This window comes from Halorubrum aethiopicum, assembly GCF_001542905.1.
GTDB classification, from domain to species: Archaea; Halobacteriota; Halobacteria; order Halobacteriales; family Haloferacaceae; genus Halorubrum; species Halorubrum aethiopicum.
This window is the reverse complement of the sequence record NZ_LOAJ01000001.1, coordinates 316,416-337,703: the sequence shown is the minus strand read 5'-3', so window position 1 is coordinate 337,703 and position 21,288 is coordinate 316,416. Positions and strand designations below refer to the sequence as shown.

21 protein-coding genes are annotated in these 21,288 nt (G+C 69.4%); 5 read left to right on the top strand and 16 right to left on the bottom strand.

Going from position 1 to position 21,288, the window contains the following annotated elements:
* The first annotated feature begins 73 nt into the window (after positions 1-73).
* From AXA68_RS01690 to AXA68_RS01675, 4 genes are read left to right on the top strand one after another with little or no spacing between them, the layout of a single operon-like run.
* Positions 74-1,057, top strand: coding sequence for an ABC transporter permease (locus AXA68_RS01690; RefSeq protein ID WP_066411974.1), 984 nt, complete (start codon positions 74-76; stop codon positions 1,055-1,057).
* Positions 1,058-1,061: 4 nt separating this feature from the next.
* The gene (locus tag AXA68_RS01685; protein ID WP_066411971.1) at positions 1,062-2,042 is read left to right on the top strand and encodes an ABC transporter permease; all 981 of its coding nucleotides are present in this window, start codon (positions 1,062-1,064) and stop codon (positions 2,040-2,042) included.
* Positions 2,039-3,079 (top strand): ABC transporter ATP-binding protein, encoded by a 1,041-nt coding sequence (locus tag AXA68_RS01680; RefSeq protein WP_066411968.1) that lies wholly within the window; start codon positions 2,039-2,041, stop codon positions 3,077-3,079. Before AXA68_RS01685 ends, AXA68_RS01680 begins: the two co-directional genes overlap by 4 nt.
* Positions 3,076-4,170, top strand: a complete 1,095-nt coding sequence (locus AXA68_RS01675; protein ID WP_066411966.1) for an ABC transporter ATP-binding protein — start codon at positions 3,076-3,078, stop codon at positions 4,168-4,170. Before AXA68_RS01680 ends, AXA68_RS01675 begins: the two co-directional genes overlap by 4 nt.
* A 73-nt stretch (positions 4,171-4,243) precedes the next feature.
* Here AXA68_RS01675 and AXA68_RS01670 read toward each other — a convergent pair whose 3' ends face one another.
* The 7 genes from AXA68_RS01670 to npdG all read right to left on the bottom strand — a co-directional run bounded on the left by AXA68_RS01670 (position 4,244) and on the right by npdG (position 10,853).
* Positions 4,244-5,704 carry a metallopeptidase TldD-related protein gene (locus AXA68_RS01670; protein WP_066411963.1) on the bottom strand — a complete coding sequence of 487 codons (1,461 nt, stop codon included), beginning with the start codon at positions 5,702-5,704 and terminating at the stop codon, positions 4,244-4,246.
* 85 nt (positions 5,705-5,789) lie between these two features.
* A complete protein-coding gene (locus tag AXA68_RS01665) occupies positions 5,790-6,032 on the bottom strand; it encodes a hypothetical protein (protein WP_066411962.1) in 243 nt (80 codons plus the stop codon).
* Between the two features lie 78 nt (positions 6,033-6,110).
* Positions 6,111-6,365, bottom strand: coding sequence for a glutathione S-transferase N-terminal domain-containing protein (locus tag AXA68_RS01660; RefSeq protein WP_066411961.1), 255 nt, complete (start codon positions 6,363-6,365; stop codon positions 6,111-6,113).
* Between the two features lie 147 nt (positions 6,366-6,512).
* Positions 6,513-7,892, bottom strand: a complete 1,380-nt coding sequence (locus tag AXA68_RS01655) for an NCS2 family permease (protein ID WP_066411958.1) — start codon at positions 7,890-7,892, stop codon at positions 6,513-6,515.
* A gap of 143 nt (positions 7,893-8,035) precedes the next feature.
* Positions 8,036-8,749, bottom strand: coding sequence for a phosphoribosyltransferase family protein (locus AXA68_RS01650; RefSeq protein ID WP_066411956.1), 714 nt, complete (start codon positions 8,747-8,749; stop codon positions 8,036-8,038).
* A 126-nt stretch (positions 8,750-8,875) separates the two neighbouring features.
* Positions 8,876-9,718 carry a polyprenyl synthetase family protein gene (locus AXA68_RS01645; protein WP_066411953.1) on the bottom strand — a complete coding sequence of 281 codons (843 nt, stop codon included), beginning with the start codon at positions 9,716-9,718 and terminating at the stop codon, positions 8,876-8,878.
* Positions 9,719-10,184: 466 nt separating this feature from the next.
* On the bottom strand, positions 10,185-10,853 hold the full coding sequence (gene npdG, locus AXA68_RS01640) for an NADPH-dependent F420 reductase (RefSeq protein ID WP_066411950.1): 669 nt from the start codon (positions 10,851-10,853) through the stop codon (positions 10,185-10,187).
* 163 nt (positions 10,854-11,016) lie between these two features.
* Between npdG and AXA68_RS01635 the strand changes: the two genes are divergently transcribed.
* On the top strand, positions 11,017-11,322 hold the full coding sequence (locus AXA68_RS01635; RefSeq protein ID WP_066411948.1) for a MazG-like family protein: 306 nt from the start codon (positions 11,017-11,019) through the stop codon (positions 11,320-11,322).
* A 19-nt stretch (positions 11,323-11,341) separates the two neighbouring features.
* On the opposite strand, the gene AXA68_RS01630 is transcribed toward AXA68_RS01635, so the two are convergent.
* The 9 genes from AXA68_RS01630 to cheB form a co-directional block, all read right to left on the bottom strand.
* Positions 11,342-12,364, bottom strand: coding sequence for a carbohydrate kinase family protein (locus AXA68_RS01630; RefSeq protein WP_066411945.1), 1,023 nt, complete (start codon positions 12,362-12,364; stop codon positions 11,342-11,344).
* Positions 12,349-13,305: a ribose 1,5-bisphosphate isomerase gene (locus tag AXA68_RS01625; RefSeq protein ID WP_066411943.1), complete on the bottom strand. Its 957-nt coding sequence runs from the start codon at positions 13,303-13,305 to the stop codon at positions 12,349-12,351. Before AXA68_RS01625 ends, AXA68_RS01630 begins: the two co-directional genes overlap by 16 nt.
* 79 nt (positions 13,306-13,384) lie before the next feature.
* Positions 13,385-14,044, bottom strand: coding sequence for a class II aldolase/adducin family protein (locus AXA68_RS01620; protein ID WP_066411938.1), 660 nt, complete (start codon positions 14,042-14,044; stop codon positions 13,385-13,387).
* Positions 14,041-14,754 carry an HAD family hydrolase gene (locus AXA68_RS01615; protein WP_066411935.1) on the bottom strand — a complete coding sequence of 238 codons (714 nt, stop codon included), beginning with the start codon at positions 14,752-14,754 and terminating at the stop codon, positions 14,041-14,043. The genes AXA68_RS01620 and AXA68_RS01615 overlap by 4 nt, the downstream gene beginning before the upstream one ends.
* Positions 14,755-14,993: 239 nt before the next feature.
* The gene (locus tag AXA68_RS01610) at positions 14,994-15,866 is read right to left on the bottom strand and encodes a CheF family chemotaxis protein (RefSeq protein ID WP_066411927.1); all 873 of its coding nucleotides are present in this window, start codon (positions 15,864-15,866) and stop codon (positions 14,994-14,996) included.
* Positions 15,867-17,075 carry a HEAT repeat domain-containing protein gene (locus AXA68_RS01605; protein ID WP_066411925.1) on the bottom strand — a complete coding sequence of 403 codons (1,209 nt, stop codon included), beginning with the start codon at positions 17,073-17,075 and terminating at the stop codon, positions 15,867-15,869. It lies immediately after the preceding gene.
* The gene (locus AXA68_RS01600) at positions 17,075-17,878 is read right to left on the bottom strand and encodes a CheR family methyltransferase (protein WP_066411918.1); all 804 of its coding nucleotides are present in this window, start codon (positions 17,876-17,878) and stop codon (positions 17,075-17,077) included. The genes AXA68_RS01605 and AXA68_RS01600 overlap by 1 nt, the downstream gene beginning before the upstream one ends.
* On the bottom strand, positions 17,875-20,112 hold the full coding sequence (locus tag AXA68_RS01595) for a chemotaxis protein CheA (protein ID WP_066411916.1): 2,238 nt from the start codon (positions 20,110-20,112) through the stop codon (positions 17,875-17,877). Before AXA68_RS01595 ends, AXA68_RS01600 begins: the two co-directional genes overlap by 4 nt.
* Positions 20,112-21,200, bottom strand: coding sequence for a chemotaxis-specific protein-glutamate methyltransferase CheB (gene cheB, locus AXA68_RS01590; RefSeq protein ID WP_232745040.1), 1,089 nt, complete (start codon positions 21,198-21,200; stop codon positions 20,112-20,114). Before cheB ends, AXA68_RS01595 begins: the two co-directional genes overlap by 1 nt.
* Positions 21,201-21,288 lie beyond the last annotated feature (88 nt).

Below are 21,288 nucleotides of genomic sequence, written 5' to 3'. Positions count from 1 at the left end.
GAATCGGTCGCTCACCGCGACCTTCACGGCGCAATCTTTAAACGAACCACAAGGATATTAGTGACTAAGTAACATGGGAAAAGCTAGCTTCGTTGTCAGGCGCACGCTCCAACTCCTCGTGACGTTGTGGGCGGTCGGAACGGTGCTGTTCGGGCTGTTCAGGCTCATGCCCGGCGATCCGACGTCATACGTCATCTCCTCACAGATGACCCAGGAGGCCCGTCAGGAGCTCATCGAGAGCTACGGGCTCAACGACCCGCTACACGTCCAGTACATCCGGTTCCTCGAGAACCTCGTCCAGCTGAACTTCGGCCAGTCGTTCCACTCGAACCAGCCCGTCACGGACATCATCGCGACGTACATGCCGAACACGCTCGTGTTGATGTTGACGGCGTTCATCGTCGCGTACGCCCTCGGCATCACGCTCGGCGTGTTGTCGGGCTGGTACCGCGGCTCTCGGTTCGAGCGGAGCACGGTCATCACCGCGCTGACCGCCCGGAGCGTGCCGACGTTCTACGTCGGCCTGATCGTGTTGTGGATCTTCGGGGCCGAACTCGGCTGGATCCCGATGAGCGGGATGACCAGTCTGGGGACCGGCGGCCAGTACAGCGGCTTCCTCGACATGGTCTTCACCGTCGACTTCCTCCGTCACCTCATCGCGCCGGCGGCGGTGTTGGGGTTCTACTACATGGGATACCCGCTCCTGATCATGCGTACCAGCATGCTCGAGGTGCTCTCCGAGGACTTCATCGACGTCTGTCGGGCCAAGGGGCTCAAAGAGCGGACGATCATGTTCAAACACGCCGCCCGTAACGCGCTTCTGCCGATCATCACGGCGGCGGCGATCGCCCTCGGTTACGCCGTGGGCGGGAGCGTCCTCATCGAGACGGTGTTCGCGTGGCCCGGGATCGGTCGGGAGATGGTTCGCGCGGTGTTGCGTCGTGACTTCCCGGTCGCGCAGGGCACGTTCATCGTGCTCGCGTCGACCATCATCTTCCTGAACTTCATCGCCGACCTCGCGTACGGCTACCTCGACCCACGGGTGACTTACGACTAGACCAATGGCCCAAGAAGAACAATCAAGTCGGTCGATATACACCGACCTCGACGACGGCGGCTCCGACGAGGAGATAGACAAGTGGCAGCGGACGTTCCGCCTCTGGCGGGAGACGCTCAAGGAACACTGGGGAATGCTGACCGACGAGCTGTCGGTCAAGCTCTCGATGCTCACCGTCGGAGGGTTCGTGCTCATCGCGATCTTCGCGCCGTTCATCGCGACCCACCAGCCGCTACAGCGGCAGTACCAGGGAGAAGCGGGGATCATCATCGAGGACTGGGTCGAACCGTCGCTGCTCGGCGCGGACACCGAGTACCTCCTCGGGACGACCGCGGAGGGGTTCGACATCTTCAGTCAGCTCATCTACGGCACGCGCGCCGCGCTGCTGGTCGGGCTCGTCGCCGCGTTCTTCACCGCGGGGATCGGGACCCTCGTCGGGCTCGTCGCCGGCTACTACGGCGGCAAGATCGACGACGCGCTGATGCGGATCGTCGACTTCCTCTACGGGATGCCGCTTCTGCCGACGGTCATCGTCCTGGTCGCGGTGCTCGGCCCGGACCTGTGGAACATCATCCTCGCGTTGATCATCCTTCAGTGGCGCTCGACCGCCCGCGTCATCCGCTCACAGTCGCTGTCGTTACGCGAGCGCCCGTTCGTGAAGGCCGCGGAGGTCGCCGGGGCGGGCGACTGGCACATCATCAGCAGACACCTCGCGCCCAACGTGCTCCCGATGACGTTCCTCTACGGTTCGTTCGGGATCGCGTGGGCGATCCTCGCGGAGGCGGGCATCTCGTTCATCGGCCTCGGCGACCCCAACACGGTCTCGTGGGGAACGATGCTACAGGCTTCCCGGGCGTACTCGGCGCTCTCGTTCGGCGCCTGGTGGTGGTTCGTTCCGCCGGGGATCTGTATCGGCCTGCTCGTCATCAGCGGTTTCCTCATCGGCCGCGGCTACGAGGACATCACTAACCCCAAACTACAATGAGTCAACTGGAAGTCGAAGACCTGGAAGTCTACTACGAAACGGAAGAAGGGCCGGCACAGGCGGTCGACGGCGTCTCCTTCGAGCTCGAAGAGGGCGAGAACCTCGGCATCGTCGGCGAGTCCGGCTGCGGAAAGACCACGCTCGCGAAGGCGATCATCGGGATCCTGCCCGACGCCGGCTACATCAACAACGGGAGCATCAACTTCAAGGGTGACGACCTGACGGAGATGACCGGCGCCCAACGGCGTCGCCTCAAGTGGGAGGAGATATCCATGATCGCCCAGTCGGCGATGAACTCGCTGGACCCGGTGTACACCATCCGCGAGCAGATCGTCGAGGCGATCGAGACGCACCGGCCCGGAACCGGTCGCGTCGAGTCCGACGAGATCGTCACCGAGATGTTCGAACTCGTCGGGCTCGACCCGGAGCGTGCCGACGACTACCCGCACCAGTTCTCCGGCGGGATGCGTCAACGCGCCATGATCGCGATGGCGCTCGCGCTCGAGCCGTCGCTGATGTTGGCAGACGAGCCGACGACGGCGCTCGACGTGATCATGCAGGATCAGATCCTCAAGCGGATCGGGTCGATCCAGGAGGAGATCAACTCCTCGATGCTGGTCATCACCCACGACGTGAGCGTCGTGGCCGAGACCTGCGACCGCGTCCTCGTGATGTACGCGGGGAAGGTCGCCGAGGAGGGTCCCGTCGAGGAGATATTCGACCGGCCGTATCACCCGTACACGATCGGGTTGAAGCGCGCGTTCCCGAACATCCGGAAGAGCAGCCAGGACCTGCTTTCGATCTCCGGATACCCGCCGGAACTCGTCGACCCGCCGCAGGGCTGTCGGTTCGCCGAGCGGTGTCCGATGGCGACCGACAGGTGCCGCGAGGAGGAGCCTGAGGCCCACTACGAGAACGGGCTTCGCTCGTACTGTCACTACGCCGACGAGATCGACACGGAGCTCCGGCCGTACGCCGACGACTCGGAGACGTGGAGCCAGACCGCCGCGGCCACCGACGGGGGTGTCGAGGAATGAGCGGGAAGGAGGTCCTCCTCGAGGTCGACGACCTGAAGAAACACTTCAAGGTCAACCAGGGATGGATCGCGAGCCTGATGGACGCCTTCGGAAGCGGCGAGCCGGACTACGTCCACGCGGTCGACGGCGTCAGCTTCGAACTCCGCAAGGGAGAGACGCTCGGGCTCGCCGGCGAGTCCGGCTGCGGGAAGACCACCACCGGAATGTCGCTCGTGAAGCTCCACGAGCCGACCGCCGGCGACATCGTCTACGACGACAAGCGGCTCTCGGAGGCGACCGACGCGGAGATCAAGCAGTTCCGGCAGAACGCCCAGATGATCTTCCAGGACCCCTTCGAGAGCCTGAACCCGCGGATGACGGTGTACGACACCGTCGCCGAGCCGCTGCGGATCCACGACATCCGCAACGAGACGGCGCGAGTCAAGCGCGCGCTGGAGTTCGCGGAGCTGCTCCCGGCGGAGCACTACTTCGATCAGTACCCACACGAGCTGTCGGGCGGCCAGCGACAGCGGGTCGCGATCGCGCGGGCGCTCGTGCTCGATCCCGACTTCATCGTCGCGGACGAGCCGGTGTCGATGCTCGACGTGAGCCTCCGTGCGGGGGTGCTCTCGCTTCTCGACCGGATGACCGACGAGTTCGGACTCTCGGTCGTCTACATCAGCCACGACCTCTCGCTGCTCCGGCACATGTGTGACCGACTGGCGATCATGTACATGGGCAAGATCGTCGAGAAGGGACCCACCGAGCAGATCATCGAGAACCCGCAACACCCGTACACGAAGGCGCTCATCAACGCGGTTCCCGTCCCCGACCCGGCGGTGGGTCGCGAGCGGGTCGAGCTCCAGGGCGAGGTCGGAGACGTCATCGACATCCCGACCGGCTGCCGGTTCAAGGACCGGTGTTCGGAGTACATCGGCGACGTCTGTGACCAGGTCGTCCCGCCGCTGGAGGCGAAGGAGAACTTCGAACAGGACATCGCCTGCCACCTCTACGACAGCGCGGAGGGGTACGATCCGTACCAGGAGATGACGGGGACTCCGAGCGCGGCGGAGACGAGCGGCGAACCCGAATCCACGCCCGCCGACGACTAACGCTCCGTCGCCCGCCCCGGTTCGTTCGCCGTCCGACGACCCTTTCCGTTCGACGACCCGTCCTCGACGAGAGTTAGTTCCGCTCCTCGACGGGCGCTTCGAGCCGAACGCCGGGCGCGGTCACCGCGAACGGGAGCTGTGATTTGTGTTTCGCACAGACGCCGGTCACCGTCTCCCGAGCGTCGCCGATCCGCGAGACGGTCCGGAGCACGTCCGGCGAGTACTCGAGGGACACGTCGTCGACGCGGCCGGCCCGCTCGCCGTCCTCGAGCCGATACCCCTCGGCGATCGGGAACTCCGCGGAGCCGCGGTCGGGGCTGTCGACGCTTTTGCGGTCGATGTCCTTCGCGTAGAGGGCGCTCGCCGGGAACACGCCCTGCCGCTGGACCCGTTCGAACTCGTCGTGGAACCACGGCTCCTCGAACCGCTCGACGTACACGTCGGCGTCCGCACGGAGCGCCGCGGCGTCGGCATCGCCGGCGTCGACCTCCAGATGGCGAGCGTGGATCCGCGGCGGCTCGGTGAACCCGAGGCTCGGAACGCTGTTGCCGGCCGGATAGGCGTCCTCCTCCGCGGCGGTGGTGGTGTTGTGGAGCAGCCGCTCGATCCGTCCGTTCGAGACCAGCCGCGTCGGCGTGGTCGGTTTGACTTCCGTGTCGTACGCGCGGGCCGCCCAGGAGCCGGCGTGGACCGTGTCCTCGATTCCGAGCGCCTCCGGCCCGATCCGGTCGCCGACGGCGTAGGGACTCAGCCCCATGTAGCCGGTGTCGGCCTCGAGGTAGTGTGAGACGAAGTGGAAGAGCTGGCCGGCCGCCTCCGGGCTCAACGCGACGGTGGTCTCGCCGGTCGGCGCGTCGACCGAGTCGGCGCTCGCGAGCGCCCGGGCGTCGGCGGCGGCGGCCTCGAACGTGTCCTCGAGCGTCCCGAGGAACGCGGCGCCCGCCGTCGACCCGGCGTGGCGGCTCACCTTCGGCCCGTCGGCGAGCGTGAGGCTGAACTTCACTCGCGCCCGGTCGAGCGTCGTGCGCACGACGCTGCCGGTCGTCGTCCCGACCGCCTCCTCGATGTGGGCGTCCATGTAGTTGGCCCACCGGCGGTCGAGATCGAGGTCGTCGGCCGCCGCGAGACCCTCCTCGACGGCCGCGACCTTCTCGTCGATGTCGCGTTCGTGTATCCCCTCGCTCGCCCAGCCGCCGTGGGTTCCCCGGTGGGTGGTGTAGGCGTCGAAGCGTCCCGGCTCCTCCTGGGCGAGCACCTCGCCGCTTCGGATCGCGCGCTCGGCCACGTCGGTCAGAGCCTCCTCCTCGAGCGAGCTCGTGTAGCGGTAGTCGGCCGCGCCGTCCGCGAAGACGCGGAGCCACACGCCGGTCTCGGTGAACTCGGTCTCGCTCCGGGGACCGTCGCCGGTGACGACGACGTCGGTCTTGTCCTGGTAGACGCCGCCGACCTCCGCGTACGACACCGCGTCGTCGGCTTCGAGAGTATCGAGCAGCCAGTCCATCGCGTCCAACGCCTCCTCGCGTTCGTCGCTCATGAACGTCTGATCTCCATTCTCACACATGAAACCCCTGACTTCCGGGGACGGCGGTCGGTAGGGAGTCTTGAGCGCGCCGCGCGCGTCAGGGACCGCCCTCCCGGCGCTGCTCCTCGGCTTTGGCCTCGTACTGTCTCGCCACCCGCTTCTCCTGGAGCTTCTTTTTGTACTCCCAGTAGCCGGCACCGAGGATGAGGAGGGCGAGGACGGTGCCCTGAAACAGCGAGCCGGCGAGCGCGAGGTAGACGAACGCGGCGACCGCAAAGAGCAGCGAGAGCCCGAGCGTCGCCCTCGCCCACCGCTGTTTCGGCACGCGAGGGAGGTTCATGCCCGTGGATTCGTCTCGGGACGTATCAACGTTGGCCTTCGAAACGCCGCGTTCGACCGGTCGCCGCCTCCGCTGCGTCTAGCTCGCGCCGCCGTACGTCTCCTCGAGGTACTCGACGATGTCGTCGCTCTCGGGCATCGCGTCGATCCCGTTCGCCTCGTCGACGAGGACGGGAACGCCCGTCTGGCCGCTCACCTCCTCGACTTCGGTCCGCTCCCCGTGCGGGCGCGGGACCATGATCGACTCGTACTCGAGGTCGAGCTCGGCGAGCTTCTCTTTGACCTTCGCGCAGTACGGGCACCCCTCCAGCTCGTAGAGTTTCAGCTCCGTCATCGCCCGAGGATACGGGCTCGGGAGGTAAAGAACCTCCGCGGTCGGCGTACGCGGCGCGCACGGGCGACGGTGAGGACGGCGAGAACGGCGGAGACGACGACAAGGACGGCGGAGACGACGATGGAGCCGCGGACGGCGGTCCCGACCCTAGAGGATCACGTCGCGCGTCTGGAGCACGTAGTAGACGACGAGCAGCGCCGCGATGACGTACTGGCCGCGGTCGACGTCGTCGTACTCGCCGGTCGCGACCTTGATCAGCGGGTACGCCACGATGCCGGCCGCGAGCCCGTCGGCGATGGAGTAGGCGAACGGCATCACGGTGACGGTGAGCCCGGCCGAGACGGCCCACGCGGGGTCGCTCCAGTCGACCTCGACGAGCCCCTGGAGCATCATCACGCCGACGACGATCAGCGCGATGAAGGAGGCGTACGCCGGGATGGCGGCCACCAGCGGGATCACGGCGAGCGACGCGAGAAAGAGGAGCGCGACGACGAGCGCGGTGAGTCCGGTGCGGCCGCCCTCCTCGACGCCGGTCGACGACTCGATGAACGTCGTCACGGTGGAGGTGCCGAGCATCGCGCCGGCGGTGGTGCCGACCGCGTCGGCCATCAGCGGCTTGTCCATCTCCGGCAGGTCGCCGTCCTCGTCGAGGAAGTCGCCGAACTGCGAGACGCCGATGAGCGTCCCGGCGGTGTCGAAGAAGTCGACGAAGAAGAACGTGAACACGACCAAGGCGAACGTGAGCGGCTCGACGTCCGCGAGCCCGTCGACGAACGCGCCGGCGAGCGGCGTGATGTCGTACTGGGCGGACGGCAGCGACTCCGGAGTGACGACGCCGCGCTCGAAGAGCCCGGCGAGCGTGAGTCCCCAGCCGACGACGGAGGTCGTCAGGATGCCGATCACGATCGAGCCCGTGATCCCGCGCGCCCAGAGGCCGAAGGTGAACGCGAGCCCGAGGATTCCCAGGATCGCCCACGGGTTCCCGAAGATCCCGCCGAGCGTGACGAGCGTCGCCTCGTCGGGGACGACGATCTGAAGCTCCTGAAAGCCGATGAACAGCAGAAACAGCCCGATACCGGCTCCGACCGAGCGCTTCACCGGCTCGGGGAACAGCCGGATGACGTACTCGCGTGCCCCGACCGCGGTCAGCGCCATGAACAGGATCCCTTCGACGAAGACGGCCGCGAGCGCCGTCTCCCACGGGATCCCGAGGCCCAACACGACGGTGAACGCGAAGAACGCGTTGAGCCCGAGCCCGGGCGCGAGCCCGAACGGTCGGTTGGCGTAAAGCGACATCACGAGCGTCGCGAGCGCCGAGGAGAGGATCGTCGCGATCGCGATCATCTGGACCACTTCGAAGAACTCGTAGCCCGGGATCTGGATCGCCTCGGCGAGGATGAACGGGTTCACCACGATGATGTACGACATCGCGAGGAACGTCGTGACCCCCGCCACCAACTCGGTCCGGAAGTCCGACCCGTGCTCGTCGACGTCGAACCGCGTCGCCAGCGTGTCTGCGATTCCCATTGGTTACTCGTGGATACTCCCGGTGTCGAACATAAATATTACTACCTGAAATACGCAGTTGTACACAAGTATGGATCGGTTAGGGCCTACCGTTCCCCGTCCGAGAGATCGATCGGTCGCGTGACCGGCGCGGTCGGCGACGCCTACTCGAAGGTGGTCAGCGCGCCGACCGGCGCGTCGATTATCTCGCGGGCCCGGCGCATTCCCTCGTCGCCGACGGCGATGAGCGTGAACACGCCGCCGACGTCGGCGTCGGCCTGGAGCGCGATGTCCAGGAGGAGCTCCTGGGTCTCGCCGGAGCGGATCAGGTCGTCGACGACGAGGACGGTGTCGCCGGCCTCGATGGCGCGTCTCGGGAGGTAGTAGGTGAGCTCGATGCCGGATGCGAGCCGCTGGCGCGACTCGATGAACTCCTCGACGGCGGTCTCCTTCGACTTCTTGGCGTACGCCAGTCGGGCGTCGAAGAAGGAGGCCATCGCCGCCCCGAGGGTGATCCCGTCGGTCGCGGCGGTCAACACCACGTCGGGGGAGGCGAACTCGAACGTCTCGGCGGCGACGGGCGCGACGAGGTCGAGGAACGACTGGTCGAAGACGACCTCCGAGTTGTCGACGTACCCCTCGTCGTCGAAGGCGACGCGGGCGACGAGTTCGTCGGCGAGGGCGTCGCGGCCGACCTCGGAGACGACCTCGCGAGCCCGGTCGGCTCCGGGGAGCACGTGGCCGTTCACGTACCGGTTCAGGTCGCCCGCCGGCAACCCCGTCAGCGTCGACAGCTCCTCGTACGTCCGCGTCTCCTTCAGCGTCCGCAACACGGCGACCGCCTGTAGCTGGAGGGCCGCCTTCTCTGCGCGATTCATGGTAATGATCGCGATCGCACAAACATGAATACATCGAAGTCGTTCGGCGCGACGAGTATCCACGAACGAACCACGGGCGGCCGGTCCGGGAACGACCGATCCCGGGACGACCGACCCGTTGACGGGCTACCGCTCGCGGACGACGACGAACTCCGCGAGGTCCCGGAGGTACTCGATCGCCTCGGTCTCGGGCGGGTCCGCGTCCTCGAGCGCGGCGAGCGCGAGCTCGGACTGCTCTCTGGCCCGCTCGTCGACCTCCTCGGGAGAGAGCGAGGTCACCTGGACGACCGAGGGGCGGTCCATCTCGGCGTCCTGGCCGGTGGGCTTGCCGAGGTCGTCGGCGTCGGCGGTGGCGTCCAACACGTCGTCGCGCATCTGGAAGGCGACGCCGACGCGCTCGGCGTACTCGCCGAACGACTCGATCGCCGCGGGCTCCGCGCCGCCGGCGACCGCGCCGAGCTCCGCGGCCGCGCGGAACAGCGCGCCGGTCTTCCGGCGTGCCAGCTCCATGTACTCGGCCTCGGTGGTGGGGCGGGCGGCGAGCTCGGTCGCCTCCCCCTCGCCGAGCTCGACCATCGCCTCGGCGACGGTCCGCATCGCGCGCTCGTCGGCCGAGAAGAGCGCGAACGCCTCGCCGAGCAGCCCGTCGCTCGTGATCATCGCCGGGCCGTAGCCGAACTCGGCCCATGCGGAGGGCGTCCCGCGCCGGACGTCGGAGCGGTCGATGATGTCGTCGATCACGAGCGAGGCGTTGTGGACGAACTCGATGCCGGCCGCGAAGTCGACCGCGTCGTCGGGGTCGCCGTCGAACGCCTCGCAGGCGAGGATCGTCACCGCCGGGCGGACGCGCTTGCCGCCCGCGAGCACGACGTGGGCGAGCTCGTCGGACAGCTCCTCGGGCTCGACGCGGTCGATGACCTCCTCGAGACGGTCCTCGACCAGCGCGACCCGGCGCTCCAGGTACTCCATCCACTGACGAGAGGGGACGGCCGCGCAAAGGCCTAACGGAACGTCCGGACGGGAGGACGACGGACGGAACCGGAGAACGTCTCCGAGGCGTCGACACGCCTCGCCACGCGTGCCGCTCGCACACGTGCTATCGCGGTGGCGCGCCCGGGAGCGGGCCAGAGGCCCGCGACCGGAACGCGAGGGACGCGGCGAGCAAAGCGAGCCGCGTGGCTGGGGAGGCGTGAGGTGCGGTGCTGTGCGGGGCGGGGTGGGACTCAAAGGGGCAGTCGCGAGGGCGAAGCCCGGCGCAGTAAGCACTGGAAGGAGCGAACGAAGTGAGCGACTGAAGCGCACAACAAGCCGCGCGAGTCCTCGCGGCTGGGGCTTTGGAGGTGTTCACCGCAGTCGTCTATTACACTTCGTACAACCGAGCGGCTGGCGCTTTGGAGACGGTCACCGCGCCAGCGATCCCGTATCGATCTCCGACCTACTGGAACCGGATCCCGAGGTCGTGGAGCCCTTTGTTGTTGCTCGCGACGTTGATGAGAAGCGGCGTGAGCCCCTCGATCTCGGGGGCGTTCGCGATCCCACCGGCGTCGAGCGCCCGGAGTCCCTCGATCCCCTCGGCGATGTCGGCCACGATCCCCTTCGCGTCCTCGTCGTCGCCGATCACGAGAGTGTCGATCCCCAAGTCCGCGTCGAGGTTCGCGAGCCGCGCCGCCGCGAGGTTGTGGAACGCGCCGACGACGGCGACTCCCTCCGGGGCCGCGTCCGCCGCGATCCGCGTGACGGAGCCCGCGCCGGGCTTGTGGTAGTGGAACCCCTCCTCGTCACGTTTCATCCCGGTCGCCGGCGAGACGAGGACGTCGCCGTCGTCGAGGGCGTCGGCGATCGCCTCGATGGTGTCGCCGACGTGGTACGGCGGGACCGCGAGCACGACCACGTCCGCCCGCTCGGCGGCCGCGACGTTCTCGAACCCGTACACCTCGCGGTCGAGCCCGCGGCTGTCGAGCTCCGTCGTGTACTCCTCGGCTTTCGTCTCGGCCTTCTCGGCGTCCCGCGAGCCGACCAGCACCTCGTGGGAGGTGTCGGCGGCGAGGCGGAGCGCGAGCCCCTCCCCGATGTCGCCGGTGCCGCCGAGTATCGCGATGTCCATGGGATCCGTCGGCGCGTTACGGCCTTAGGGGTTGCGTGACCGGCCGTCCTCGCCGTCGGCGGTGGCGGTCCTCGCCGCCGCTCGACCCCTCCGCCCCCGTCGACGGCGACGAGCGCGACCGACCTTCGGTGCGTCTATACGCCCCCCGGCCGATCCGGCCGCCATGGACGCGCAGGACCGCGTTTCGGCGTTCGTCGACGAGCACGGGCTGGAGGCCGACCTCGCGTACCGCGTGCTCGACCTCGAGAGCGAGGTCGGCGAGGTCGCGAAGGAGGTGACGACCTCGACCGGCTACGGGTCGGCCCCCGAAGCCGCGGAGATCGCGACCGACGAGGTCGGCGACTGCCTGTTCGCGCTGCTCGCGGTCGCCGAGGCGGCCGACGTCGACGCCGGGGAAGCGCTGGCGGTCGCCCTCGAGAAGTACGAGGAGCGGATCGAGACGACCGGCGGGGCCGGCTCGGGCGAATAGGGCTCGCTCCGCGGTCGGACTACGCGCGGATCTCGATCAGCAGGTCCGCCTCCGGCGACTCGCCCATGATCGATCGGACCCGGTCCCACGAGAGGTCCGCGCGGGCGGTGACGGTTCCGGCCGCGATCGCGCCGCAGGCGTTGGCGACGAGCAGGGGAACCTGGTACTCGCGCGGGTCGTGCGTGAAGCCGCCGTCCGCGATCGCCGGCTCTCTGAGCGCCGCGCCGAGAAAGCCCGCGGCGAACGCGTCGCCCGCGCCCGCGGTGTCGACCGCGTCGACGTCGAACCCCGGATGCGAGACGTCGCCGTGGGGGGTGTGGACGGTCGCGCCGTCGCCACCGTGTTTGACCGCCACGACCCGGTCGTCCGGCGCTCGCGGGTCGATGTCGGTCGCGTCAGCCAGCGCGTCCGCCTCGCGGTCGTTCACGAAGATCAGGTCCGCGGCGTGGAGCGCGGCGTCGTACCCGCGGTCGGTCACCCGGCGGCCGGGGTCGAAGCTCCGGGTCGGCCCGAGTTCGGCCGCGGTCGTCGCCAGCGCGGCCGCGGTCTCCGGCTTCTGGCCGGTCAGGTGGAGGTGGTCGGCGGCCGCGAGCGTCTCCCGGTCGAGGTCGCCCGCCGAGAACGACTCGTTCGCGCCCTCGTTGGCGAGCATCAACAGCTCGCCGTTCCCGTCGACGATCACGTAGGTGACCGAGGTCGGCGCGTCGGCGTCGACGAGGACGTGGCCGGGGTCGACGCCCGCGCTCGCGAGCTCTCGGAGGGCGAGCGCGCCGGACTCGTCGCCGCCGACGCTGCCGAAGACGACCGACTGGCCGCCGAGGCCGACGACGCCGACCGCGACGTTGGCGGCGCTGCCGCCGCCGGACTGCTCGAGCCGCTCGATCCGCGTCTCCCCGTCGCGTTCGGGCAACTCGTCGACGTGGATCGTCACGTCCCAGTTGATGTGGCCCGCGGAGATCACCGCCGGCGGTCCGGTTTCGGCCTCGGGTTCGAGATCCGGATCGACCGTGGGTTCGACCTCGTCGCTCATGGCTCGGCCCACGGCTCGGCGGCCCCCTCCCCGAACAGCTCGCGCATCAGCGTCACGATGCTCTCGGGCGGGAACTGGCCATGTTCGGTCACGATCGCGTCCATGTACCGCGGCGGCGTCACGTCGAAGGCGGGGTTCTCGACCGCGATGTCGCCGATCTCCTCGCGGGTCTCCGGGGCGATCACCTCGTCTTCGGCGCGCATCTCGATCTCCACGGTGTGGCCCGTCAGCGTCTCCGGGTGGAGCTTGATCGTCTGTGCGGCGGTCATGATCGGCACGCCGCGCTCGCGGGCGTTGACGGCGAGCCCCGAGGTGCCGATCTTGTTGATCACGCCGCCGTCGGCGGCGATCGAGTCGGCTCCGACGAGGACGTGGTCCGCCTCGTTCAGGTAGCGCCGCGCCGCGGAGTCGACGATCAGCGTGACGGGAACGCCCGCCTCGCGGAGCTGTTCGGCGGTGATGTGCCCCTGGTTTCGCGGGCGCGTCTCCTTGACTATCGCCTCGATGTGTTTGCCCTGGTCGACGGCCGCCTCGATACACGCGAGCGCGTCCGTCGAGTGGCAGTGCGTCATCACGGTGTCGCCGTCGGCGAGGCGGTTCGCGCCCACCTGTCCGAGGTCCTCCTGGGCGCGGTCGAGCTGCGCGACGAACTCCGTGACCGCGTCGGTCACGCTCTCCCGCAGCGCCTCCACGCTCCGCCCCTCCATCCGTCGGAGGACGTACCGGAGCGCGTTCGGGAGCGAGACGGCGGTCGGGCGCGTCTCGCGGAGCCGCCGGGCGGCCGCGCGCATCGACGCGCGGAACGCCTCGGGAGAATCGGCGTCGGCCTCGCGCGCCTGCGTGGCGAGCGCCTCCGCCGCGCCGGCCGCGATCGTCGCCGCGCCGCGGATCTCCATCGACGCGATCGCCGCCGCGGTCTCCTCGACGTCGGGGGCGAGTCGGTGATCGGTCATGTCGATACCGTTTCCGGCGGGACGGATATAAACCCCGCTCGGGCCGCGCTCGCGTCACCCGCCCTCTCGACCTCCCTACCTACTCGTCATCCGGCTGCTGGCCGTAGCTCTCGAAGCGCTCCTCGACGGTCGCGAGCTGGTCGTCCGTCAGAAGGTTCGGCTCGCCGAGCGCCGAGGCGCGCACGTAGAGCCGACACAGGTCCTCGACGTGGTGTGCGTTCTCGATCGCGGTCTCCAGATCCGGGCCGGTCACCACCAGCCCGTGGTTCGCGAGGATCGCGGCGTCCGAGTCGGCCTCGGCCATCGCGGCGACGACGTTGGCGGCGAGCTCCTCGGTCCCGTAGGGCGCGTAGTCGGCCAGCGGAACCTCCCGACCCACCGCGACGATCATGTAGTGGACGGGGGGGAGCGACAACCCGAGCGTCGCCAGTGTCGTCGCCCACGGCGAGTGTGTGTGGACGATCGCGCCGGGTCGCGCATGCTCGTAGATCCCCGTATGCATCGGCACCTCGCTCGACGGTGCCATCCGCCCCGCGCGACGCTCGCCGTCGAGACCGACGACGGGCACGTCCGCGGCGTCGAAGGCGTCGTAGGCGACCCCGGTCGGCGTGACGGCGAAGGCGTCGCCGTCGCGGACGCTCAGGTTCCCGGTTCGACCGGGCGTCAGCTCCGCCAACGCTGGAGCGTAGTCCACGATCGCCTCGCGGACCGCACGAAAGTCCGCCGAGTCGTCGCTCACGCCACCACCTCCGTGAGCGCCGGGAACGACTCGATCCGGTGGTCCGGCCGCCGTTCGCCGGTCAGTTCGGCGGTCGGTAGGGCCTCTCCCCGGGGATCGAACAGGACGGTGTCCATCCCGACGGCGTTGCCGCCCTCGACGTCGGTGACGGCGTTGTCTCCGACCATGAGCGTCTCGCTCGGCCGACGGTCGAAGCCGGCGAGCGCGGTCGTAAAGGGGAGCGCGCTCGGCTTCTCGCGGCCGACCTCCTCCGAGGTGACGAGTCGGTCCACCCGGTCGTCGAGCCCGAGCCGAGCGAGCTTTCGTAGTTGGACCCGCGTCGTGAGGTTCGTCACGACGCCGACCGCGACGCCGGCGTCGCGGATCGCGTCGAGCGTGTCCGTGACGCCGTCGTACGGTGTCATCTCGTCGATGTATCCGTCCCAGTACGCCTCGCCGATCGCGTGGGCGTCGGCCGCGTCGTGGACGTCCGCGTGGATCCGCAACGCCTGCTTGAAGTAGATGAACCGCTCGTGGGAGGCCGCGGTGCCGCCCGTCTCGCGTTTCGCGTCCCGACGGGCGGTTGCGTAGAGGTCGTCGAACGTCGCGCGGTCCAGATCGTACCCGCGATCGCGGAACGCCGACAGCGCCGCCCGCTTGCCCGCCTCGTTACACGGCGGATACGGGTACAGCGTGTCGTCGAGATCGAAACAGACCGCTTCGTACTCCATGTCCGCTCCTCGTGGGACGGCGACTTAAACGTGGTTCGCCCACCTCGAGCGGAGGCTCGCGGACGACCCGACGGTTCAAGACCGATGCCGCGGCCAGCCGCTCCGTGAAGTGATCGTGGACCCGGTCCGGGCGAGGCGGTCGTCCGGCGACTCGGCCGGGATCGTCGTCGCCGGCCGTTCGCCCACCGATCCGCCGTCGACCGGCAGGACCCGATCGTGTGTCGTCGCCGGATCCGACCTCACTGCTCGTTCATCGCCTCGCTGGCGATGTTGCGTCCGCGTGAGTTGAGCGCCACCTCGCGGCGAACCCGCACCTCCTCGACGACCTCCAGTTCGATCAGCCGCTCGAACGTCTCCTCGACCTCGTCGACGTCGCTGCCCAGGAACGCGGGGATCTCGAACGGCGAGACGCCCGAGTACAGCGCCATCAACACCTCCCGATCCCGACTGGAGAGGTCGACGTTCGTCGAGCTCCGCTCCTCTCCCTTCCGGAGCCACGACTCGACGAACCGCATCCGCCGTGGCGTCCCGGCGAGGTGCGTCTCGATGCTCGTGTCCGCGTCGTCCGTGTGTGACACCTCGATCACGGGCTTCTTCTCGCCGTCGACGGTTCGTCTCGCGGCGTCGAGCCCGCTGATGTCGTCGAGGTCGAACTCCACGAACGCGCCTCCCTCGAGCGCCGCCCCGAGGCCGTTCTCGTCGATCTTCACGCGGGCCTGCTCCCAGCCGGTGTCCTGGACGACGCCGCCCTCGACGGCCGGGTGTTTCGCCATCAGCGTCCGCTGGTCGAGCAGCGCCCGGTAGACGTCTCGCTCGAACGACTCGTGCTCGGCGGCGGCCACTAAGAGCACCTGCTCGCCGAGATCGAAGCTCACGTAGTTGGAGACGCGAGCGATCGACTGGTTGGCGTCGTGACGGCCGCCGAGTCGCTCGAGTCGCGAGAGCGGAACCGTGCGTTTCCCGTCGTTACTCGCGAGTATCAGCCGCCGGTTCGACAACAGGACTCGCCCCGGCGTCCAGGAGACGTCGTTGATGGCTCTCCCCTCGCGGACGGCGACCGCGAACCGCGCCTGGGTGTCCGTGATCTTGTACTCGCCGTCGCCGGTCGGCATTTAGGCTCCCCCCGCCCGGAGCTTCGAGACCGCCGAGAACACGCGTTTCCGGACCGCGGAGCTCTCGTCGTCCGTCAGTTCCTCCAGTCGATTCAGCGTCTCCTGTCCGCCGACCTGGCCGAGCACGAACACCGCCTTCGCGCGGACGTCGTCGGGACGCTCGGTGCCGAGTCGGTCGAGCAGCCGGTCCTCGACGACCGGCCCGCCGAGGTTCGTGAGGCTCGTCGCCGCGAACTGGGCGGTCTGTGCGTCGTCGTCGTCGAGGGCGGCCGCGAGCGCCTCGACGGCCGCCTCGGAGTCGGAATCGGCGACGCGCCCGAGGATCCACGCCGCGTTCCGGCGCTGTCGGCTCTGTTTGCCCTCGGTGAGGATCTCGACGAGGGGCTCGACGACCGTCTCGTCGTCGGCCGCCTTCAGCTCGGAGACGACCCGATCGCGAACCGCGTGGCTGTGTTCGGTCGGCACGTTCGAGAGCAGTTCGATGACCGAGTACACCGCCGCGTTCCTGACGATCGCGCTCTCGTCTCCGAGCGCGCGCGCGAGCGGCTCCACCGGCTTCGGGTTGCTCGCGTTCCCGAGCGCGCCCGCGGCGATGCGCCGGAGCGACTCGTCGGGATCCTCGAGCAGGTCGACGAGCGGATCGAGCGCGCGGTCGGTTCCGACGGCCCCCAGCGCGTTCGCGGCGGCCCGCCGAACCCGTGGTTCGTCGTCGAGGCGTTCGATCAGCCCGGGAACCGCTCTCGAGTCGGCGAACGTCCCGCACGCGTGACACGCACGGAGCCGCACCCGTGGGTCCGGATCCGACAGAGCACCGACGACGGCGGGGAGCGCGCTCGGCTCGTCGAGACGGGCGAGCGCGTTCGCGGCCGCGATCCGAAGCTCGGCGCGGTCCGCCTCGAGCGCGCGGGCGAACTTCCGGGCGGTGACCCACTCGGCCTCCGACCCGCTCCCGCCCGTGAGCTCCGACAGGAGCTGTTCGAGCGCCTCCTGTCCGACCTCGTCGAGGGCGTCGACGGCGGCCCCGCGGACCCCGGCGTCCTCGTCGACCGTCGCCGCGCGCAGAAGTCCGTCTATCGTCGCCTGGTCGTCCTCGTCGGCGAGCTCGCCGAGGAGCTCGACCGCACGCTTCCGGACCGCGGTGCTGTCGCTCGCCAGCGCGTCTCTGAGTCGATCGACGTTCCCCTCGCGAGCGTGCTGGTACAGCGACATCAGCGCCTCCGGAACACCCGTCGACGCTTGTCGATCGCTTCGTACCCGTCGTTGCGGTCCGGCGGGACGCTCTCCGTCATCCCGACGACGAGCACGCCGCCGTCCGCGAGCGACGCCTCGAGCGTGTCGAAGAGCGACCCCTTGTGGTCCGCGTCGATGTAGATGAGGAGGTTCCGGCACAACACCACGTCGAAGGGCCCCCGCGACCCGTCGCTGATCAGGTCGTGGGTGTCGAACGTCACGAGCCGTCTCGGCGCGTCGCGGACGCGGAACGCGTCGCCCTCGCGGTCGACGTAGCGGTCCGGCTCCGAGAGCGGCGAGAGTTCCTCGGCGATGTCCGTCGTCCGCGTCGTGTGGTACACGCCCTCGCGGGCGTGATCGAGCGCCTCCTCGCTGATGTCCGAGCCGAGCACCTCCAGGCGCGACTCGTCGATGGCGCCGTCGTCGCACGCGAGCATCGCGAGCGAGTACGCCTCCCGGCCGTCCGCACACGGCGCGGACCAGACGCGGACCCGGCGCTGCTCGTCGGTGAGGTCGCGCAACACGTCCCGGAGGACCGCCCACATCTCCCCGTTCCGGAAGAACTCCGTCACGTTGATCGTGAGCGCGTCCATGAGCGCCTCGCGCTCGGCGTCCTCCTCGCGAAGCAGCCGGCGGTACTCGCGGTGTGACTCCGTCCCGCGCCGTCGCATCCGTGCGGTGATCCGCCTGTCGAGGTACGACTCGTTGTAGTAGCCGGGTTCGAACGGCACCGAGTCGTCGATCTGCTCGAGAACACCCTCGAAGGCGCTCCCGCCGGTCATAGGCTCACCACGTCGAGGACGGCCACGACGTCGCCGTCGCCGAGCACGGCCGTTCCGCTGAGCCCGGGCGTTCCCGACAGCGGGCCGTCGAGCGGCTTCACGACCACCTCCTCCTGGTCCAACACGCCGTCGCAGTGGAGCGCGACCTTCCGGGTCCCCTCGCGGATCCGGACGAGCATCCCCTCGCCGGCCGCGGCGTCGGAGGCGGTCGGATCGGGATCGCCCCCGACGCCGACGGAGCCGCCGTCGGTCGCGGCGGCCGCGTCGTCGACCGCTCCGGATCCCGGTCCGGCGGCGTCGAGCCGTTCCTCGAGCCGTATCACCGAGTAGAGGTCCTCCTCGTGGCGGACCACCTCGTCGCCGTGGACCGTCTCGACGCCGTCGGCGCGCGACACCTCCGCGATCGATTTTATCGGGATCCCGTACTCCGTCCCGTTCACGTCGACGAACATCACCTTCACGATGGCGACGGTGACCGGGAGCCGGAACCGCACCGTCGTCCCCTCGCCCGGCTCGCTGTCGACCGAGACGGAGCCGTCGAGGTCGCGGGCGGTCGTCCGCACCACGTCCATGCCGACGCCGCGGCCGGAGACGTCGGTGACCTCCTCGGCGGTCGAAAAGCCCGGATGGAAGACCAGGTCGTAGGCCTCCCCGTCGGTCATCGCCTCGACGGTCTCGCGGTCCTCGACGCCCTCCGCGACCGCCTTCTCGCGGAGGCGGTCGGCGTCGAGGCCCGCGCCGTCGTCGGCGACCTCGATGACGACGTGGTCGCGCTCGCGCTCCGCCGTGAGTTTCACCCGCCCGACGGGATCCTTTCCGGCGGCCTCGCGCTCCTCGGCGGACTCGATCCCGTGGTCGACCGCGTTCCGCAACACGTGGACGAGCGGATCGCGCATCTCCGTGAGGATCGTCCGGTCGAGCTCGACGTCGTCGCCCTCGATGTCGAAGGTAACGCGCTTGTCGAGGTCGCGGGCGATGTCCCGGACCAGCCGCGGGAACGAGTCGGACACCTGCGAGAACGGGATGAGCCGCATGTCCATCGCGGTGTCCTGGAGGCTGGAGGCGAGCTTGTCGAGCTCGTCGAGCGTGTCGGGCTCCGTCCCGGTTCCCTCGAGCTCCCGGCGGAGCTTGATCCGGCTCGTCACGAGCTGCTCGACCAACCCGTACAGCTCGTCGACCTGGTCGACGTCGACCCGGATCGACTTGATCTCCTCGCGGTCGACCGATCCCGATGACTTCGATCCGTCGTCATCCGGATCGGCCTCGGTGTCGTCGGTATTGGCGTCACCGTCGCCGTCGTCGATCTCGGGGACGTCTTCGGCGTCGTCTGCGACCTCGCCGTCGTCGCCTGCGACCTCGCCGTCGTCGGAGTCCTCCTCGGCGATGTCCGGATCGGCTCCACCGCCCCGTTCCGATCCGGAATCGCCGCCCGCGAGCGCGGTCCGCACCCCCGCGACCTGCGTGAGCGCCTCGAGTCCCTCCGCGACGACCGCCGGATCGGCGTCGGCGACGAAGGCGTCGAAGGTCCCGTCGTACTCGCCGTCCTCCAGCGCCTCCGCGGCCGGCCGGGTGGCGTACTCGTCGAAGTTCTCCTCGAGCGCCCGGAGGGCGAGCGCCGCGTCGACGCCCGGCATCGCGGTCTCGCCCACGGTCACCTCGGCGTACGCCGCGTCTTCGAAGTCGGCCGCTCCGGCAGGCGGTTCGGGCACGTCGACCTCGGCCTCCGCGTCCTCGTCGTCGGCTTCGTCATCGAGCTCGTCGGCGTCGACCGCGCTGCCGCCCGTTCCGTCGCTCTCGCCGATTTCGACCTCGTCGTCCTCGCTGACGTCTTCGTCCCCGTCGGCGTCGGGATCGACGGTTCCGTGCTCCTCGACCGCCCGGAGTCGGGATTCGAGGTCGGAGGGGTCCGTCGACACCTCGCCGGTCTCCTCGATCTCCGCGACCATGGCCTCGACGGTGTCGACCCCCTCGAATAGCAGGTCCATGAGTTCGGGCGTGACCTCCCGGTCGCCGCCGCGGACCGCGTCGAGGAGGTCCTCGAGGGCGTGGCCGAACGAGGAGACGTCCTCGTACCCCATCGCGGCGGCGTTGCCCTTCAGGGTGTGTGCGACCCGGAACACGTCGTCCATCGCCGCGTCGTCCCCGGGGTCCGCCTCGAGCGCGAGAAGCGCGTTGTTGAGGTCCGTGATCCCCTCTTCGGCCTCCGCGACGAACGCCGCGCGGTGGGAGTCCATCAGGCCGCACCCCCGAGGATCGCGCCGGCGACGTCGTCGAGGTCACACACCGAGTCGATCGCCCCGGTTCCCACGGCTCGTTTCGGCATCCCGTAGACGACGCAGGTGTCCTCGCTCTGCGCGACCGTCCGCGCCCCGGCGTCGGCCATCGCCCGGATCCCCCTCGATCCGTCGTCGCCCATGCCCGTGAGGACTACTCCCACGAGGGGGTCGGAGACGGTCTCCGCGGCCGACCGCATCGTCACGTCGACGGACGGCGTCACCGACGGGGCGTCGCCGCCCACGGCGTCCTCGTCGACGAGCTTCACGCGCAGACGGCCCGCGCGGTAGCTGCCGACTCGCATGTGTCTGCCGCCGGGCGCGACGAGCGCCTCGCCGGCCCCGATCCGCGCGCCGTCCGTCGCCTCCCGCACGTCGTACTCCGCGGCCGCGTCGAGCCGTTCCGCGAACCGCGAGGTGAACGCCGCAGGCATGTGTTGGACGACGAGCACCCGACAGTCGGCCATCGGGAGCGCGGAGAGCACCCGTTCGACCGCCTTCGGACCGCCCGTCGACGCGCCGACCACGGCGGTCAGCGGCTCCGCGAGGTCGACGTCCGACGCCGATCCCGTCGCGGAGGCGGTTCGGGGGGTTCGGTCGCGGGTCGCGGCCTCGAGGTCCGCGTCGGCGACCGACCGGACCGCCTCGACGAGCCGGTCGGCCTCTCGCGAGACGCCGGTCGACACCTCGCCGCCGGGCTTCGAGAAGAAGTCGACCGCGCCGCGCTCGAGCGCCTCGAAGGTCACCTCGGCACCCTCCGCGGTGTGTGCCGACAGCATCAACACGGGCGTCGGCGTCTCCGCCATCAGCCGCTCGACGGCCTCGAGCCCGCCCATTCCCGGCATCTCGACGTCCATGGTCACCACGTCCGGTCGGGTCTCGGCCACCACCGACAGCGCCTCCTCGCCGTCGCTCGCCTCTCCGACGACGGCCACCCCAGCGTCGGTCAGGAGGTCGCCGATCAGCCCGCGCATGAACGGCGAGTCGTCGACGACGACCACCCGCGGGGCGTCGCTTCGGCCGCCGCGCCGATCCGTCGTCCTGCTCATGTCCGAAACCGGTCCCAGAGCGAGCATAAACCCACGGACCCAGGAATCACCGGTGATAATTCAGGGGATACCGTTATCCGCCGTCTCG